This window comes from Pseudanabaena sp. FACHB-1998 (assembly GCF_014696355.1).
Lineage (GTDB): Bacteria > Cyanobacteriota > Cyanobacteriia > Pseudanabaenales > Pseudanabaenaceae > Pseudanabaena.
Map to the genome: position 1 here is coordinate 1 of NZ_JACJQA010000014.1, position 18,501 is coordinate 18,501.

General features: G+C 42.8%; 18 protein-coding genes and 1 tRNA gene. 5 read left to right on the top strand and 14 right to left on the bottom strand.

Translation table 11 applies throughout. From position 1 onward, the window contains the following. The coding region (locus H6F42_RS05670; protein ID WP_190398391.1) for a helix-turn-helix domain-containing protein at window positions 1–209 on the bottom strand (209 nt) is incomplete at its 3' end. Window positions 210–250: 41 nt separating this feature from the next. After that, entirely contained in the window at window positions 251–982 is a 732-nt protein-coding gene (locus H6F42_RS05675; protein WP_190398392.1) for a type I restriction-modification system subunit M N-terminal domain-containing protein, read from the bottom strand. 458 nt (window positions 983–1,440) lie between these two features. On the opposite strand from H6F42_RS05675, the gene H6F42_RS05680 reads away from it, so the two are divergent. Then, window positions 1,441–2,142 (top strand): SAM-dependent methyltransferase, encoded by a 702-nt coding sequence (locus tag H6F42_RS05680; RefSeq protein ID WP_190398393.1) that lies wholly within the window; start codon window positions 1,441–1,443, stop codon window positions 2,140–2,142. Window positions 2,143–2,248: 106 nt separating this feature from the next. Here the strand turns inward: H6F42_RS05680 and H6F42_RS05685 are convergent, their stop codons facing one another. Both H6F42_RS05685 and H6F42_RS05690 read right to left on the bottom strand, forming a co-directional pair. Continuing rightward, window positions 2,249–3,448, bottom strand: coding sequence for an amino acid ABC transporter permease (locus H6F42_RS05685; protein WP_190398394.1), 1,200 nt, complete (start codon window positions 3,446–3,448; stop codon window positions 2,249–2,251). A 115-nt stretch (window positions 3,449–3,563) separates the two neighbouring features. After that, window positions 3,564–3,704 carry a hypothetical protein gene (locus tag H6F42_RS05690; protein ID WP_190398395.1) on the bottom strand — a complete coding sequence of 47 codons (141 nt, stop codon included), beginning with the start codon at window positions 3,702–3,704 and terminating at the stop codon, window positions 3,564–3,566. A 425-nt stretch (window positions 3,705–4,129) separates the two neighbouring features. On the opposite strand from H6F42_RS05690, the gene tkt reads away from it, so the two are divergent. Beyond that, on the top strand, window positions 4,130–6,133 hold the full coding sequence (tkt, locus tag H6F42_RS05695) for a transketolase (protein WP_190398396.1): 2,004 nt from the start codon (window positions 4,130–4,132) through the stop codon (window positions 6,131–6,133). A 90-nt stretch (window positions 6,134–6,223) separates the two neighbouring features. Here the strand turns inward: tkt and aroC are convergent, their stop codons facing one another. From aroC to H6F42_RS05710, 3 genes are all read right to left on the bottom strand, one after another. Then, complete coding sequence (gene aroC, locus H6F42_RS05700) at window positions 6,224–7,306, bottom strand: chorismate synthase (RefSeq protein WP_190398397.1); 1,083 nt, start codon at window positions 7,304–7,306, stop codon at window positions 6,224–6,226. 164 nt (window positions 7,307–7,470) lie between these two features. Continuing rightward, window positions 7,471–7,544, bottom strand: a tRNA-Arg gene (locus tag H6F42_RS05705). Window positions 7,545–7,632: 88 nt separating this feature from the next. Beyond that, window positions 7,633–7,917 carry an Rpn family recombination-promoting nuclease/putative transposase gene (locus tag H6F42_RS05710; protein ID WP_199288926.1) on the bottom strand — a complete coding sequence of 95 codons (285 nt, stop codon included), beginning with the start codon at window positions 7,915–7,917 and terminating at the stop codon, window positions 7,633–7,635. A 273-nt stretch (window positions 7,918–8,190) separates the two neighbouring features. Between H6F42_RS05710 and H6F42_RS05715 the strand changes: the two genes are divergently transcribed. Next, window positions 8,191–8,709 (top strand): tetratricopeptide repeat protein, encoded by a 519-nt coding sequence (locus H6F42_RS05715; RefSeq protein ID WP_190398398.1) that lies wholly within the window; start codon window positions 8,191–8,193, stop codon window positions 8,707–8,709. A 34-nt stretch (window positions 8,710–8,743) separates the two neighbouring features. Here the strand turns inward: H6F42_RS05715 and mnmA are convergent, their stop codons facing one another. From mnmA to H6F42_RS05730, 3 genes are all read right to left on the bottom strand, one after another. Next, a complete protein-coding gene (mnmA, locus tag H6F42_RS05720) occupies window positions 8,744–9,880 on the bottom strand; it encodes a tRNA 2-thiouridine(34) synthase MnmA (protein WP_242018342.1) in 1,137 nt (378 codons plus the stop codon). A gap of 153 nt (window positions 9,881–10,033) precedes the next feature. After that, entirely contained in the window at window positions 10,034–10,816 is a 783-nt protein-coding gene (locus H6F42_RS05725; RefSeq protein WP_190398399.1) for a TIGR03943 family protein, read from the bottom strand. 148 nt (window positions 10,817–10,964) lie between these two features. Beyond that, complete coding sequence (locus H6F42_RS05730) at window positions 10,965–12,734, bottom strand: ShlB/FhaC/HecB family hemolysin secretion/activation protein (protein ID WP_190398400.1); 1,770 nt, start codon at window positions 12,732–12,734, stop codon at window positions 10,965–10,967. Window positions 12,735–12,991: 257 nt separating this feature from the next. On the opposite strand from H6F42_RS05730, the gene H6F42_RS05735 reads away from it, so the two are divergent. Further along, window positions 12,992–14,149 carry an FIST N-terminal domain-containing protein gene (locus tag H6F42_RS05735; protein ID WP_190398401.1) on the top strand — a complete coding sequence of 386 codons (1,158 nt, stop codon included), beginning with the start codon at window positions 12,992–12,994 and terminating at the stop codon, window positions 14,147–14,149. Between the two features lie 16 nt (window positions 14,150–14,165). Continuing rightward, a complete protein-coding gene (locus H6F42_RS05740) occupies window positions 14,166–15,293 on the top strand; it encodes an ATP-binding protein (RefSeq protein ID WP_190398402.1) in 1,128 nt (375 codons plus the stop codon). Between the two features lie 164 nt (window positions 15,294–15,457). On the opposite strand, the gene H6F42_RS05745 is transcribed toward H6F42_RS05740, so the two are convergent. The 4 genes from H6F42_RS05745 to cpcA form a co-directional block, all read right to left on the bottom strand. Beyond that, window positions 15,458–15,676, bottom strand: a complete 219-nt coding sequence (locus tag H6F42_RS05745) for a phycobilisome linker polypeptide (RefSeq protein WP_190398403.1) — start codon at window positions 15,674–15,676, stop codon at window positions 15,458–15,460. 127 nt (window positions 15,677–15,803) lie between these two features. Then, on the bottom strand, window positions 15,804–16,670 hold the full coding sequence (locus H6F42_RS05750) for a phycobilisome rod-core linker polypeptide (protein WP_190398404.1): 867 nt from the start codon (window positions 16,668–16,670) through the stop codon (window positions 15,804–15,806). Between the two features lie 205 nt (window positions 16,671–16,875). Next, window positions 16,876–17,694 (bottom strand): phycobilisome linker polypeptide, encoded by an 819-nt coding sequence (locus H6F42_RS05755; RefSeq protein WP_190398405.1) that lies wholly within the window; start codon window positions 17,692–17,694, stop codon window positions 16,876–16,878. Window positions 17,695–17,952: 258 nt separating this feature from the next. After that, window positions 17,953–18,441, bottom strand: a complete 489-nt coding sequence (cpcA, locus tag H6F42_RS05760) for a phycocyanin subunit alpha (protein ID WP_190398406.1) — start codon at window positions 18,439–18,441, stop codon at window positions 17,953–17,955. Window positions 18,442–18,501: the final 60 nt, after the last annotated feature.

Below are 18,501 nucleotides of genomic sequence, written 5' to 3' on the forward strand. Positions count from 1 at the left end.
TGGAAGGCTTCTAGGTCATCGATTTTTGGTTTCGGTCCTCGTCGATACTCTTGGGGAGCTAGGTTTCCTTTCTCTTCTCTAAGTTGTAGCCACTGATCTAATGTATTTCTGCTGATGTTCAATGTTCGGCAGATGTGACTCTTTTTTTCTCCTCTATCGACGGCTGATACTGCTTTCTCTCGTAAATCTAGGCTGTAGGCTGCTGTCATTTTCGGTTCTTTTTTTGGCTCTCCTTCTTTAATATTATGTCCTATCTTTCCCTTCTTTTGCTATAGACAGTTTTTAATTTTGTTTTCTCACTGGTGACTAACTTCGCCAACAAAGTCGAAACAGGTTGCGGCGTATAAAACTCTCCCGCCTTCTTACCCGCACCACTGGCAAACTCACCAATCAAATACTCGTAGGCATCTCCCAAAACATCAGCGTTAGCATCATCAAGCCGAAAGTCAATTTTATGCAGATGAGCCAAAATCTTGACAACTAGCTCATTTTTATCTTGCTCACTTGCCCCTAGCTTCGATGAAGTCAAGTCTAAATCTTCAAATAAGTTACTAAAATCATCAGCGCTCTCAGTCCCCAGCGTACTCTGTTCAATATTTTTGAGAATCTTAGTTAGATCCGCCAAGATAAAGTTATGACTCTCACCCTCATTATTGGTGTCTAGTTGGTTATTGCCCTTGAGTGCGATCGCCTTAAAAAGTTCTGAAGGCTTCAAAAAGTAACCCAAAGCCTCAACCGTTGCTTTGCGGACTTCCTCAATAATTAACGCACCTTCAGCATCCTCTTCCATCAGTGACGCAAACTTAACGCCATCCCCCTCTAGCACCTCATCGGCAAAGCGTTCAATTTTTTCAGACAGATATTTATAGAAAATAAACCCCAGCATATAATCCCGAAATTCATCGGCATTCATCTTGCCGCGCAAATCATCGGCTATCTTCCAAAGTTGCTGCTGTAGCTGACGACGTTGCTCTTCTGACATAGATCCTACTAACTTTTAGCAAGCATCATGTTACCACCGTCAAGAATCCAAGTGAGATTTTTGTGCAGTCCTATAAGGCGATCGCCACTCCAAAAATAGTTTTATTTGTACCAAGAAAGCTGTTTTGACTATGAAATGACTATGATGGATTAAATAAAAATATGAGATTCATATATACAGAGATTTTCAGGGGATAACGTCATAGACTCATAATCGTTGATATGTCGGTTCGATTCCGACACCTTGGATTAATCAACATGATTAGGATTTAAACATCAAATGGATGTGGCGCGGGCTTCGCCCGCGCCACATCCATTCAAAACCCAGTAATACCAAATCATGAAAGTGTGCCAACACGTTTGTGATTTAAAAACCAAACTCAGTAAGATTTTTTAAAGGAAGAAATGGCGTAGCCATTTCTTCCTTTGGTATAAATTCGTTAGTATGGCGTAATCCTAATGATATTAGATAATATTGTCCCTTTTGGACGCTCAAAAGCCGAATATGAGTTAATGTTTGCGCTTACGGAAAGCGATCGCCAAAAAACGATAATTGGCATAGGCGATGGACCAGCCAGTTTTAATGCGGAGATGACTGCCGCAGGATATCAAGTTACATCCATCGATCCGATTTATCAATTTACGGGCGCAGAAATTAAAAGTCGCTTTGATGCTTGCGTGGATGGCATCATCGAGCAGGTGATTAAATCTCCTAGCAACTGGATATGGAAATATCATAAATCGCCAGCAGATTTACAGGCTAATCGAGAAAAAGCGATCGCCTTATTTCTCGAAGACTATGAACAAGGCAAATCTGCTAGTCGATATCTTAAAGCTGAATTGCCAAGGCTCGATTTTGCAGATCAGCAATTTCAACTGGCTTTATGCTCTCACTTTTTATTTCTCTATTCAGCGCACCTTAGTCTTGAGTTCCATTTAGACTCAATTCGTGAGCTTTGCCGCATCGCTGAAGAAGTCAGAATTTTTCCGATATTAACTTTAGCTCAGGAGCGATCGCCCTACTTGGATACCGTCAGAGAGAGTCTCGCCAAAGACGGGATCACCTCAGAAATCATCCAAGTTGCCTATGAACTACAAAGAGGTGGCAATCAAATGATTATCTTTAAAAATTATAGGACTTACGGAAAATCAACGAATTGACTGAGTTTTGGGTAGATTGGGCGCAGGCAAAGCCCCCGCCCAATCTACCTAATGCGTATGTTCTAAATTAATCAGAACTAAGGGATTGCTGCAAAGTAGCAATCCCTTAGTTTTGGAGTTTCTTTTCTAGTTTTTGGCTACCTTGAGACATGGAGAAACAGAACATCCAATAGATAAAGGCGACAAAAAGATAAACCTCCGCATAGCGACCGATAAATTCAGGCTGTGACAAAACCGTTCGGGCTACACCCATCAGATCGACAAGTCCCACGATCGCGACTAGAGATGTATCTTTAAATAGACCGATAAACTGTCCAACAATGGCAGGGATGGAAGCCTTGAGCGCTTGAGGTAAAACGATTAGGATAATTGTTAAAGGAGTACTTAGTCCCAAAGCCCTTGCCGCTTCCGACTGTCCTTTCGGAATAGATTGCAAGCCTCCCCGCACATTTTCGGCAAGATAAGCTGCACTAAAAAAGACAAAGGCAGCGATCGCCCGAAGTACTCGATCAATTTCTAGCCCTGCTGGCAAAAATAAAGGCAGCATCACCTGCGCCATAAATAAAATGCCAATCAAGGGTAATCCGCGCACAATTTCAATATAGAGAACGCAAAATATTTTGATTAAAGGTAAGGTGCTTTGTCTACCTAAAGCTAGTAATACGCCCAAAGGAAAAGATAGAGTAATGCTAGAAATCGCCACAATTAAAGTAAGAACTAATCCATTCCATACATTTACCTCAACAGCCGTTAGTCCAAAGTTGCCACCCACCAGCCAGAGAGAAATTGGAAAGGAAACCAGCCATGCGATCGCTAAAACTAAAGAGCTTTGGGTAAACCTTTTGCATTGCTGACCAATTCCAAAGCCTAAAGCGATCGCGCCAGTAATACCTAAAATTAAAAGTTTCGAGATGCCATCCACAGGCAATAAAATCCCCAGAGCTATGGATAATGCGCCAATAGCGATCGCCACAGTACGACTAAATCTTCCCCATATCCCCCAAGAAATACCTGATAGAGAACCAGCGATCGCTAAAATACTCCACAATCGCCAAAATTCGTTAACAGGATAAAGTCCCACTAAAAAGAGGCGCAAATTGCTGCTGACCACTGACCACTGGGCGATCGCTGTTGCCCAAGTCCAGATATTTGTCACAAGTTGGTAAATTAACCAAATACAGACAAGGGTTAATAAGCTATTAAACCAACTGCTAAATAGATTTTTCCTTGTCCATTGCCAAGGGCTAACTAATACTTGGGGGGCTTGGGGGGCTTGGGGTTGGAGGATGCTGGGATTTGGGGTCATCGGTCACCGCTAGGTAAGGCGATTAAGTTCAGATAATGCTGCGCCAAGTATAGCAAGGGACAATAAAAAATCAGCGTAAAAAAAGAAGAGAGACGCTTTGCGTCCCTCTTCTTTTTTATTGATTATTGGCAGGATCGCCGTTGTAGGGCTGTGCGCCTGTGGCGGGGAAATCGTCTTTGCTAGGGGTGAAAATTTTGGCGATCGCATCGCTTAAATATTCCACCATATTCATGAATTTTTGTTTTAAGCCGTTCATAACTATCACCCTTTAAGGAATATCTAGAGAACTTGAATTTAGGATTTTTTTCCTATCTATGTATATGGTAGTACTTAAATTGTCAGGGATCGCTGATTTTAAGATGCCGTAACAATTGTTTGAGTTTCGATACACCCATTCGGCACAATATAAGACCTTACAAGCTGTGGCACAGGCACAGCGTGCGTCACAGCTTGTAAGGTCTTATATTTAACTGTTTTTTCCAGTGAATAACTTCGCCGCGCGCGCCTAATTATTCACTGGAAGGAAAGTATGTAAAGAGCCTTCACGTTGCCTCTACCCTATGGATGTAAACCTAAATTGAGTAGGACGCTACCAAATATTAAAATTTGTTATTGTTATGGGACAGTTTTGAGGGAAAATGTACCTGATTGAGTACAAAATTTTTCTAAGCAATTGTAACTATGGTCGCTGCACCCTCGAAACCTCAAACCCTTGAGACACTCTGCATTAACTCCATCCGCTTTTTATCGATCGATGCGGTCGAAAAGGCAAAATCTGGTCACCCCGGTCTGCCGATGGGCGCAGCACCAATGGCTTTTGTGCTGTTCGATCAGTTTTTAAAGTTTAATCCCAAAAATCCTAAGTGGGTTGATCGCGATCGCTTTGTCTTGTCCGCAGGACATGGCTGTATGTTGCAATATTCTTTGCTGCACCTGACTGGCTATGACAGCGTTAGCATCGAAGACATCAAAAATTTCCGTCAATTGGGCAGCCCCACCCCCGGACACCCTGAAAACTTTGAGACCGCAGGTGTCGAAGTCACCACAGGTCCTCTTGGTCAAGGTGTCGGTAATGCCGTTGGTTTGGCGATCGCTGAAGCACATTTGGCGGCGCGTTTCAACAAACCCGGCCACAACATCGTTGATCATTACACCTATGTGATCCTCGGTGATGGCTGCAACATGGAAGGCATCGCTTCTGAAGCAGCTTCCTTGGGCGGACACCTCAAGCTCGGCAAGCTGATCATGATGTATGACAGCAACAGCATCTCCATCGATGGCAGCACCGACTTAGCTTTCACCGAAGATGTGGCTATGCGTTACGAAGCTTACGGTTGGCACGTTGTTAAGGTTGCTGATGGTAACGAAGACTTAGATGCGATCGCTAAAGCACTTGCTGAAGCTAAATCTGTCACCGACAAGCCTAGCTTGCTCGTTGTCACCACCACCATTGGTTACGGCTCACCTAAGAAAGCTGGTACATCTGGCGTTCATGGTGCAGCTCTCGGTGGCGATGAAGTTGCGGCAACTCGCGCCAATCTTGGTTGGACAAATGAACCTTTTGATATTCCTGCGGATGCCTATACTCGCTTCCATCAGGCGATCGACAAGGGCGCAACTGCTGAAGCAGAATGGAATGAGCGCTTCGCTGCTTACGAAAAAGCTTATCCTGCTGAAGCTGCGGAATTCAATCGCATCATGGCTGGCGAACTTCCTGAAGGTTGGGAAAAAGCCCTTGAGCCTGTTGCTCAAAAGGAAACTTCAACTCGTCTTCTTTCAGAAGCTTGCTTGAACGCACTTTCCCCTGTACTTCCTGAATTCTTGGGCGGTTCTGCTGACTTGGCTCACTCTAACATGACCTATGTTAAGGGGCTAGCCGACTTTCAACATGGATCTTACGAAGGTCGTAACTTCCGCTTTGGTGTTCGCGAACACGCGATGGGCGCAATCATGAATGGAATGTTCCTACACGGCGGCACAATTCCTTACGGTGCAACCTTCCTTGTCTTCGCTGACTACATGCGCGGCGCAATGCGTCTCTCGGCTTTGTCAGAGATTGGTGTACTGTACATCCTCACCCACGACTCCGTAATGCTCGGTGAAGATGGTCCTACCCACCAACCAGTAGAAACCATTGCCTCTTTGCGCGTTATTCCCAACTCCTTGACCATTCGTCCTGCGGATGCCAACGAAACTGTTGCTGCTTATCAAGTAGCGATCGCCAATCGTAAGCGTCCTAGTTTCCTAGCCTTCACTCGTCAGAACGTGAAGAACCTCGCTGGTACTTCCATCGAAGGCGCGAAGAAGGGTGCTTATACTGTTGTCGAAGCTGCCAATCCTGAATTAATCATCATTGCGACAGGTTCCGAACTTGAGTTAGCAACCAAGGCAGCGGCTATCCTCGCGGGCGAAGGTAAGGCAGTGCGCGTAGTCTCGATGCCTTGTCAAGAACTCTTCAATGAGCAATCTGATGAGTACAAAGAATCAGTACTTCCTGCATCCGTCAAGAAGCGCGTCAGTGTTGAAGCTGGTAGCACCTTTGGCTGGCACAAGTATGTCGGTTTTGAAGGCGCAGCGATCGGTATGGATACCTTCGGTGTTTCGGCTCCTGGCCCTATCGGTTATGCCAAGTTTGGCTTCACCGTTGATAACGTTGTAGCAACTGCTCGCAAGGTTCTAGGTTAATAGCAATTTAAAAGAGATTTGCGATGCAAGTCTCTTTTAAATCCAAAAAAAGGAAGGGAGTCGCAGAGCAACTCCCTTCCTTTTTTTGGATTAAAAAGTAACTGTTTTTTGAGCGAGATAGCGATCGCATAATACTAAAGCCACCATCGCTTCCACCATTGGCACAGCGCGAGGTAACACACAGGGATCGTGACGACCTCTCCCTGTGAGCGTAGTTTCTTCGCCAGAGACTGATACCGTTTTCTGCTCTAGCAAAATTGTTGCCGTGGGTTTAAAAGCAACCCGCAAAACAATATTCTCTCCATTAGAAATACCGCCTTGAATGCCGCCCGAATTATTAGTGCGTGTGCGAAGGCGATCTCCTTCCATGTAGAACTCATCGTTATGTTCACGCCCAGTTAAATGAACGCCATCAAACCCCGAACCAATCTCAAAACCCTTGCTAGCAGGCAAAGACATCACCGCTTTGGCAAGATCCGCTTCCAACTTATCAAACACAGGATCGCCCAGACCCACAGGTACATTTCGCGCTACACATTCGACAATGCCGCCAACGGAGTTACCATCGCGACGAATTTTGTCGATGAAGTCAATCATTTTCTCCGCCATCACAGGATCAGGACAACGTAAAATATTGCTTTCCACCTGTTCCATCGTGACTGTATTTGGATCGATATCGGGCGCAACTAAATCTTTGACCTGTCTTACATAGGCAATGATTTCCACACCTGCGGCTTGTTTGAGGATTTTTTTGGCGATCGCTCCTGCGGCAACTCGTCCAATCGTTTCCCTTGCCGAAGATCGACCACCCCCTTGCCAGTTACGAATACCATATTTTGCTTGATAGGTAGCATCGGCATGGGAAGGTCGAAATTTTTCCGCCATTTCCGAATAGTCTTGGCTACGGGCATCCTTATTTTGTACCAAAATCATGATCGGTGTGCCAAGGGTCTTGCCCTCAAAAACTCCCGACAAAATTTGGGCGCGATCGTCTTCGCGGCGGGGAGTTACAATTTTGCTTTGCCCCGGTTTGCGCCGATCAAGATCGACCTGAATATCAGCTTCACTAAGCTCAAGCTGTGGTGGGCATCCATCGATGATCGCTCCCACGCCGCCGCCGTGAGATTCCCCAAAAGTCGTGACGCGAAATAAATGCCCGAATGTACTACCCATGTTTAAATATTAAATCCTAAAAATAAATCCTAAAGAATAGGCGATCGCCAGAATATAACTATCGCTTAGACCATCACCTATTTTATAGTAATCGTCTTGTAGCTTCAGGCATAGTCAAGACAAAAGCGAGTCGGTACTGAGTACCCACTCGCTTTTGAAAGAAACAGGCTAGGATGGACTCTAACCATCGACCGATCGCTTAGAAGGCGATTGCTCTATACAACTGAGCTACTAGCCCAAATAAATTCACGGCTTATTATCTTACACCGAAAGACAAATTTTTAGCAATTGGTTTCAAAAACTGTCTATGAAACATCCAATGTATTTTAGGAAGATCTGTTGATTTTTTTTGACTTGGGGATTTGCGATTGTTGTGCCGAAAGCTTTTGTAATTTTTGAATTTGCTTGAGGGTAAGCCCCGTAAATTCAGCAATCAAATCTACAGCCATGTTAGAACGCAGCATTTTGAGAGCAATTTGATTTTTTTCTTCAGCTTTACCCTTGGCTAAACCTTCAGCTTTACCCTTGGCTAAACCTTCAGCTTTACCCTTGGCTAAACCTTCAGCTTTGCCTTCTAGTAATATATCCTGATAAATTACTGATTCTTTCATAATTTCACTCCTTAGTAATCTTTGGATGATTTCTCTGTTCAGAGCTATACCAGATATTATAGGGTTTTGTTAAAAATTACTTTTTAAAGCGTCTCAAGAAATTGCTAGAGTGCAATGATAGACAAAGTTTGTTAAGTAAGTAAGATAAATTAAATATAAAACCATAAAACCTGCGGCGCACGCGCAGCGTGCGCCGCAGGTTTTGGTTATGATTTTTAATTATTCTTACTCACTTAAGTCAATGAAATTTAATTTGATCTGATACATAAAATTATGGATAGTACATTAGCGATCGCATACCTTGGGGCGTTAGTCCTGCTCTTAGCGGGGGTTAGCTGGTTAGTTATTCGCCAGATTTTAAAAGCTCGTAGCTTAGAAAATGTGATTTCTGAATTGCAGCCTAAGCTTCAAAAAGAAAAAGGTAGCCCCGAAGATTATTATCAACTTGGTAGTGTGTATTTACGCAAAAAGCTCTATGCTCAGGCGATCGCCCTATTTAATAAGGCTCTTAAAGAAGGCGGCGATAATATTCCCGAAGTTTATAATGCGCTTGGCTTTTCCTATTTTTCGCAAGACCAGTACGATCTGGCGATCAAAAATTACAAAGAAGCGATCGCCTTACAAGTTGGCTATGTAACTGCGATCAATAATCTTGGTCATGCCTATGAGAAGAAAAAATTGTTACCTCAGGCGATCGAGATGTATGAGCAGGTGTTGGTATTAGATGAAAAAAATGAAACGGCTAAGCGTCGCCTAACTTCTCTAAGAAAACAAGTAGTTCCTACCACTTAAAACAAAAAAACCTTGCTTTGCAAGGTTTTTTTGTTTAGATTTTGGATTCGATTAATCCGCCGCCGAGGAGCAAGTCATCGCGATAAAATACAGCCGCTTGTCCGGGGGTAATGCTAAATTGTGGTTCGTCAAAGATAATTTGGGCGCGATCGCCTTCTAATGGAATTACCGTTGCACCCGCAGGAACTGTACGATAACGGACTTGCACTTCCGCATGGAAGGGAACATGGGTAGGAGCCATTGAGACCCAGTTCACTTGATTGATCTGACATTCCTGATCATGGGCTTCGGAGCGATCGCCAACAACCACTTCATTTTTAACAGGATCGAGAGCAATTACATAAAGAGGATTTGCGGCGGCTACCCCTAAACCTTTGCGTTGACCAATGGTGTAGTGATATGTGCCATCATGCTCACCCAACACATTGCCATTGGTATCAACGATTTTGCCTTGAACGGGAGTGAGATATTTATCGAGAAAGGCTCGCATTGAGCCATTTGCTTCCACAAGGCAGAGATCCATACTTTCGGGCTTTTCGGCAGTGGCTAAACCAAATTCGGCGGCGATTTTGCGGGTTTCGACTTTGGTAGTATCCCCGAGAGGAAAAATACAGCAGCTTAATTCCTCCTGTCCGACTTCATAGAGAAAATAGGATTGATCTTTGGTGTCATCAACGGCTCGGCGCAATTCATAGCGTCCCGAATCAGCGTTAAAACTTAGCTTGGCATAATGCCCCGTTGCAATTTTATTGATGCCTAATTTTTCGCGAGCATAGGTCATCATGGGTGTAAATTTTACAGCTTTGTTGCAGCGTGAACAGGGCAGAGGTGTTGCGCCTGCGGCATAGCCTGTAACGAGATAATTAATAATGCTTTGTTCAAAGACATCACGGCTATCGACAATTTCATGATGGATGCCTAATTCTTCGCATAGACGTGCAGCATCGACCATTCCCTCAGAACAGCATTGTCCTTTGCCTTTCATTAACCATAGGGTTAAGCCCGTGACATCATATCCTGCACGGTGCAATAGAGCGGCGGCAACGGAACTATCAACTCCGCCAGATAATCCGACGACGACCTTTTGTTTTACTTGCTCTGCAATTTGGACATTAGTTTGCTCTGCAATTTGAACATTAATTTGCTCTGGGGTTGAGGTTATATTTGACATCTAATGCGATCGAACCATTCAAACTCAATTGTAACTGCTCTTCATTAAATTTTGGCGCGATGCTTTATAAACCCTGAAGATGAGTTGCGGCGCTTTGCGCTGCAACTCATCTTCAGGATTGGGGTAACGTGAAGCCGCTATTCTCTCATTGGGTTAATAATCGTAAGGATTTTTAGGCTCAGCGATCGCCGTAATATTATTTGCCACAATCACAACTTGGCGTTTGCCATTGTTATTTTCCACATCCGCTTGACCTTCAATTTGTAGCCAGCGATCGGGGGGATAGTTAGACCGATTTTCAGTAATTTTGACGGGTAAACTCACGGGATAAACATCCGCCGCACAGCAAGTAATCACAAAGCGGGTCAGCAAAAACATGTTGTCAGGCTGATCGGGAGCATGAACCACAAAACCTGTAATTTTTGCCTTTTGACCTTTATAAGCATCTGGTTCAGGATAGGAACTGATGGTGCGTACCCATTCTACGAGGGTGCGTTCTTCAGGTCGATTGCTCGCCCGAAAGGATTTTGGGATAGTCCGAGCATCAGCAATATTTTCAATGACCCCACGATGAATAGCTTTTTCGCTAGTGAATGGGCGAGGATTAATGAATAGAGCAATAACCGCAACTACTAAAAGTATGCTGCTACTTAAGGAGGGTTTGATCAAACTAACGTGTTGTTGATCGTTGGAGTAATTGTAGCGCCGTCTTTGCACTACTCGCCAAGCTTCGATACCACCTACTGCCAATAAGCCTAAACCCGCGATCGCCGTAAGCGGAATGTAGTTAGGATGCACTAAAAGATATAGCTGTCCTGACAACCAAAGCTTTGTAAGTACGATTCCCCAAGCAGCGATCGCGCAGGATTCGAGCCAAGGTAGAAACTTTTTCCAGTAGCTATTTATACGTGAAGAATTGGCGGAGCGAGATGACATGTAAAAGTGTTAGAAATTAAGCGACGTTTCAGTAAGTATAGCTATAAATGAGATTGGGCTTCTTGCTAAGCGGGAAGCCCAATCTCATTTCCTAAAAAAATAATAAGGATGGGCGGCGCTTCGCGCCGCCCATCCTTATTATTTGAACTTAAAAGCCAGTAATCTGTAATGAAAAAAATAGGCTTTGGGGCTGAGAGGCATTGGTGGCAAAGTTTGTTGAAACCAATTGGGCTGCCCATTCTAACTTTGCTCGAAAATTAGGATTAATTTCCCATCTCAATCCCAGTCCCGTACTCCCTAGAATTCCTGCAAAACTATTAGGTGAATTATTCCACACTGCACCAAAATCAATGAATGGAGCAACTTGGATTAGCCCGATCGCCTCACTGCGTAATATCGGAAATCTTAATTCCATAGAACTACTAACACCACTATCACCCACATATAAACTTTGGCGATAACCCCGAATTGTATCAACCCCACCAAGCCCAAACTGCTCAGTAGGTAATAGAGATTGACTAGTTAACTGCGCTCCTAAACGAAAAATGGAAATGGCATCCTTGTCCAAAGCCTGCACCCATTGAAATTGTCCCTGCCAACTCAAAAAACGACCATCCGTTCCCGTGTTATTTACCGTTGAGTCAAAGATTCCTAGCCCTACATTAAATTGCGATCGCGCCGCCAGCACTTGGTCGATCGTTCGACCAATCCATTCTTGACTAAAGCGTAAAACATTAACAACGGAACGTCCATTTTCGGAACCAATGGAAAATGAAAAAGGAATATTGCCAAAGAGAAAATCATTGCTTTCTCGCCGTTCCAAGGTCAAACCTAAGGATAGTTCGCTGGTGGGATGGCGGAAGAGAAAATGACGATAACCGATCGCTACAGTTTGCGATCGGCTATTGATATCAATCAATGAAAATGGCTTTTCGACAATTCGACTATTGTTGGAGTTATATCGCAGTTGTAAATCATCTTGAGCATTTAAAGGTAAGTCATATTGAATTCCATATTTTCTTGTACCTTCTGTCCCTGACGCATCAATGCGAAGACTATCGCCTAAGCCAGTTAAATTGCGATAGCCTAGAGAAGCATACACGCCCAAAGAGCCAACACTGGGGGACTCTCGATTATCAACTATGAGAGAACTTGACCAAGGATCATTTTCTTTTAGTTCTATTTGCAATACACTTCTGCCGACGGTTCTACCTGCTTTGAGGTCGGCTTGAATTGAACTAAATAGAGGATCAAGTTGCAATAATTGTAATCCTTCTTCTAAATTACGGATATTAAGAGGTCGAGAACCTGCGGGGATCATCCGCGATCGCACATAGTCTTCTTGCAATCGTGATAAACCATTAATATCTATGCGTTCTAGTTCCCCTTCAATTACTTGAATAGAAATAATGCCATTTTTAAAATCCTGAGCTTGTAATGGCAAAAAAGCACCAGAGGTAAGATAACCGCTATTGATGTAAAGGTCAGTAATAATAGAACGAATTGCTAATAAGTCTTGGATTGTGGCATTTTTTCCTAGATAGGGCTTAACGACCTGTTGTAACTCTGCCTCGGAAAAAACGGTACTCCCTAAAACTTTAATTTCTCTTATCAATACATCAGTTTCAGGGATAATTGAATCGTTTAATTGGGAAGGAGGGGGTGGGATGGAAGGAGGAGATTGAAAGGGGGGAAATGGTTGAGGCTTGGGTAGGGTATCGGGTAAGGCGGGTAGGTTACTGGGTTCCGTAGGTCGAGGAATTGCTTGGGCGATCGCCTCAAATTCCTTGCTTGAGTCATTGATAGAGCTACTTATCAAAATGAGGAGGCTATTTGCAAATATTGATGCTATCAATAAAAGCGAAAGTTGATATTTCACTTTAGGCAATTTATCAGAACTCTTTGCGCGTAACATCATACTGCCTTCCCAGACAAAAATCATACCCAATCACAAAAGTGTGACAACACTTTTGTGATTAAAAAAACAAACCCAGTCAGTTTTTTTAAATGAAGAAATGGCGTAGCCATTTCTTCATTTGGTATTACTAGTACTAGCTTACTTACGCAATACCCCCAACATTATGCTTAGGCTATAAAATAGGAGTATATGTGATGATAAATACACTAAATCCGTAAATATAGCTAGATCTCATTAATTTTTCAAGGAAATTAAGCATGAAAATCGAACAATCTAGATGGACGGCAAAACAAGGGTGGGAAACTGAGACAACATTATCTAGTTCTGACTTACCTGCACAATTAGTAACCGCACAATTAGTATTGATGTTTGGTGATACTGAGGTTCTAAAGACTCAAAAATCTCTGCAACATCTTAAAAGTGTCTACCCGACTGCGCATATTTTAGGTTGTTCGACCGCAGGAGAAATTTATAATACACAAGTTAGTGACGGCGCAGTAGTAGCAACAGCGATCGAGTTTGAACATAGTCAAATCAAAGGAAATTTTCTGCGGATAGAGGATACTGCCCACAGCTTTGATGCTGGTGCAAAGTTGGCGCAAACTTTTGAGACCAAAGGATTAGTGCATTTATTTGTGCTATCGGATGGGTTGAGCGTTAATGGTAGCGACTTAATATTGGGCTTACGATCGCAATTACCTGAGGCGGTCACCATTACTGGAGGGCTTTCTGGCGATGGTTCGCGGTTTCAAGAAACCTTAGTAATTTGGGATGAGTTGATTGATCGCGGAGTAATCGCCGCTATTGGCATTTATAGCGATCGCCTCAAAATTGGTTATGGATCTCTGGGAGGATGGACAACCTTTGGTCCCAAAAGAATGGTTACTAAATCCAAGGGTAACGTGTTATACGAACTAGATGGTCTATCGGCGCTAGAACTATATAAAAAATATCTTGGTGACTATGCCTCTGGTCTGCCTGCTACAGGCTTATTATTTCCGCTTAGTTTATATAACTCGACAGGCGATCGCTCAGTGGTTCGTACCATCTTGGCAGTGGATGAGGACAAGCAAAATCTCACATTTGCGGGGGATGTCCCAGAGGGGAGCATTGTCCAATTGATGCAGGCAAACTTTAACCGCTTGGTGGATGGAGCTATTTCAGCCGCTCAAACTAGCATTAGTCCTATGGAAAATGGCTCTGCTGATCTGGCAATTTTAATTAGTTGTGTAGGACGAAAACTAGTATTAAAACAACGAATCGAAGAAGAAGTGGAAGGAGTAAGAGAAATTATGGGAAACAAAACCGTATTAACGGGTTTTTATTCCTATGGCGAAATTGCTCCTGCTGGTTTTGGGAAGTGTTGCGAACTCCACAATCAAACGATGACAATTACAACATTTTCTGAGCAATAGCTTTTTATTTAAACCAATGCACCGCTTACTCCAGCGTCAAATCAAAAAACACTTTGGCAATCTTGATTCTATTCCTTCGGAATGGCAAGGTTTTCTGGATGCCATTGATGAGGCTTATTGTCAGTATGATGATGATCACAAAATGATTGAGCGTTCATTGGAACTAAGCTCTGAGGAGCTTTTGCAAGCTAATCATCAATTGCGGGTTCTGCTCACCACAGTTGAGGGACAGGTTTCTGAACGGACTTTAGAATTGACTAAGGCTAACTTAGAACTAGAAAAGGCTTTAATTGATCTTCAAAATACACAGGTACATCTAATTCAAGCTGAGAAAATGTCTTCTCTAGGACAACTAATTGCTGGAATTGCCCATGAAATTAATAATCCTGTGAATTTTATTCATGGAAATCTAAATTATTTAGGAGATTACACGAGAGATTTATTGAAATTTGTCAAGTCAATGGAGCAATGTTGCCCTGTCATGACTAAAGACATGCGAAGTCTCGCTGAAGAGATTGATTTAAATTTTATTCAAGATGATTTGCCTAAAATAATTAAATCAATGGAAGTAGGCACAAAGCGCATTCGCGAGATTGTCCTTTCCCTAAGAAATTTTTCGCATATGGACGAGGTGGAGTTTAAAAGGGTAGATATCCATCAGGGACTCGATGATACATTGCTAATTCTCGACCATCGCCTCCGATTTAATGCTAATGCTCCCGATATTCAAATTATTAAGCAATATGGGGATTTACCCTTAATAAGTTGCTATCCCGGACAGCTAAATCAAGTCTTTGTAAATATTCTGGCTAATGCGATCGATGCGTTGGAGGAATCACAATTACAGGCAAATGCTCAAACTGCTAATGACTATGTTTCGCCCTTTATTCGGATTCAAACTAAGTTAATTAGCGATCGCTATGTTGAGATTGCAATTATAGATAATGGAGGGGGGATTCCTGAAGAAATTCAACAAAAAATATTTAATCCATTTTTTACGACTAAACCCGTTGGCAAGGGAACAGGAATGGGCATGGCGATCAGTTATCAAATAGTGACTGAAAAACATCAAGGTAAATTAACCTGCACGTCGGTAGTAGGAAAAGGTACTAACTTTAGTATTCAGATTCCTATAGCAATGTAAGTCTTGCTAAGGACATAAAACCCCAAAAGCGAGTTGCGGCCCGAAGCGCTGCAACTCGCTTTTGGGGTTTTGGTTTTTTGTACTGGCTAACTTGCTATATAAACAAATAAGGAATTGCTTCACGCAGTGAAGCAATTCCTTATTTGTTTTCACTGACTGTAAGACTATTCTTCGTTAGCTTGCAATGGGCGAATATTCACAATTTTGCCACCGAGACGAGTGATGCTACGCATCTTTTCGTTCATACGGTTGTAGGGAACTTTAATGAAAACATTGTCACACGCATTTAAGGTGTAGTTGCTGTTGTATGGTTGCTCGTAGATATTGAGACCAGATACTTCGTAGAGGAAGAAACGGTTGTCTGTAGAAGAGGGAGGAATCATATAAACAAGTTCTAAATAATTTAATAGAGTTAATTTTGGGTTAGATGTGACACAGACAGTGTTCGTGCCACATCTAACTTAGAAACACCAAATAGCTAAGACCAAATAGCTAAGAGTGCTTCTAAAATTATTGAGCAATAGTTACGCTAGCAACTTTGCCACCCATTTTATTGATGCGTTGCAAGGTGTTAGACAATTCTGCGTAGGAAACGATGTATTCGCGGTTGCTACGACGAACCTTAGGATATTGGGGTAAGGAAACAGCAGCAACTTCAATTCTGTAAAGGCGATCGCCCGATCCTACAGAAGAACGACCAAACGCACGGGTGGTCATCGTACCCTTAGCAGGACGATAGGCAAATCCTTCGTTGCTGCCAGAAGCGCCAACAATTGTAGAAACAGTATTTTGAGCAAGCTCAGTAGCTAGTCTGGAGCTGCTGCCTTCTAGCTGTGAGCGATCGCTATTAGCATAACCACGATAGAGGCGGAACATTCTAGTAAAGCCTACGGTTTGGCTACCAGTATTTACTTTGAAATCACGGTAGAAAGGAACCGTGGAATCACCAAAGTTGGCTTCATATTCTGCTGAATCAATATAAGAATCAATGTCAGCATCATAGCCTTCAGTTTGGTAGCGATCGAGATGCTCGATTACTTCAGCTTCGCTATAAGGAGCGCGTCCCAAAAGATGCTTGAAGTTTAACTCAATTACACGAGTGTGGAAATTAGAATAGAGAAACTTAGTCTTGTATAGTTCTGATTTTGCGACTGCACGGACGAAATCACGTACATTAATTTGTCCATTGGTCAGCAAAGATTCAAGCCCAACAAGGCGCTCAGATTGCATGATGTAATCATTGCCCAATACATGACGATAGACTGCATTAATTACAGCCTTCGCATTTTCTGGAGTCCAATTTGGACGTAATTCAGTGACATTGTTTTCACTATAAGCAACAGTTCCCAAACGGGAGGCAGCATTTGTAATTGCCACGATTTATTCTCCTTTTGTATTTAAGCAAATTGAAATTGGATCACAGCCAAAGTCTTATTAAAAATATTGGTTTATCTAGAAAAAGTAGTATTTTGTGAAGTAATCAAGCATCAAGCTTAGGAATACTGAGCCTGTCGCTGGACTACTTCATTTAACTATCCAAATAGACAAATCAATATCTTTAATAAAACCTTAGATGAACACACTATGCAAGAGTGATTTGGGTAATGCGACTACCGCGCTTGTTTAATCTTTGCAAAGTCGGTGAAAGTTGGTCGTAAGTAACCAAATATTCACGGACGCTGCGACGGATTTGGGTGGTGCGTCCGTTATTCGACTGCACAGCACTCACGCGATAGAGTTGTCCGCGAGAGTCACAAGTGTTACCTGCTAAACCTTGTCCAAAGGTAGCGGTGCGAATAGGGGCAGCATTATTACGTGCTAGATCGTCAGCCAGCCAAGTCGATTTGTTTTTGCCTTGAACGTTATCGCTGTTTGCATATCCACGATAAAGCTGAAACATGCGAGTGAACCCTACGGTTCTCTGACCGCTTTGGTATGCGAAACCTCGGTAATAAGGAACAATCGACTCGCCAAAATTATCTTGATATTCGGCTGAATCAATGTAAGAATTGATTTCCGCTTCGTAGCCTTCTTCAACGTAGCGATTTAAATGCTCTGAGATCTCCGCTTCATCATTGGGAGCGCGTCCCAAAAGATGTTTAAAGTTCAATTCAATAAAACGAGTATTTGGAACAGAGGAAAAAAACTTTGCTCGATACAAGTTTGACTGAGCTAATGCGCGAACAAAATCTCGTACGGTGATATTGCCACTAGCAAGCAGAGACTCAGCACCAACTAAGCGCTCGGATGCCATTAGATGGGAATTGCCAAAAACTTGGCGATTAGCAGCAGCAATTACGGCTATAACATCTGCTCCAGTCCAATTTGCCTTTAACTCTATAGGAGAAGCATTAACAAAAGGCTCAAAACCTAGACGAATAGCAGAAGTAGAACTTGTCATACTAAAGCTCCTTAAAAAAGTTTTAAAAAATTAAAAAAAATCTGACGCTTAAAGAATTTAGAGTGATGATATGCCTTGCTTAGCAAGGCATATCATCACTTTTATCTATATAGAAAACGGTAAGCAATCCCCGTAGGGCTTACTTACCGTCTTCGGGTTTTTCTTGATTCTATATTCTGAACTTATTATTTTGTATTTAGATGTGGCGTGAGCAAAGCCCACACCACATCTAAATGATGCCAAAAATCCAGAAAAATCTTAGCTCAATGCGTTGATAGCATAGTCGATGTAGGAGTTAGCTTCCAAAGCTGCATCTCCGCCCAAACCATGATTAGCTTTGATGTACTTCAAAGCTTCAACATACCAGCTAGGAGAAAGATCGAAAGCACGGTTGATTTCGGCTAGACCACTTACGAGGTAGTCATCCATAGGACCTGTGCTACCAGCGATTAGACAGTAGGTAACCATACGGATGTAGTAGCCGATGTCACGAACGCACTTTGCTTTACCACGAGGGGTAGATGCAAAGTTGTTGCCAGACTGTTGAGTGGTGTAGGGATACTTTTGATAAACAGCGTTAGCAGCACCTTCAGCCAAGCTGGAGGCTTTAGCGCTGATTCCTTTAGCAGCATCAAGGCTTGCAGCCGCTGTGCGTAAACGACCAAAGGCAGCTTGCATTTCTGGAACACCAAGATAGCGCCCTTGGGAATCTGCGGTAGAAACTGCTTCTGTTAAAGGAGTTTTCATATTTAATGTACCTCTAAAAATTTATGTTGAGATGTTGTGAAAAGAAAAAATGGAAAGAGA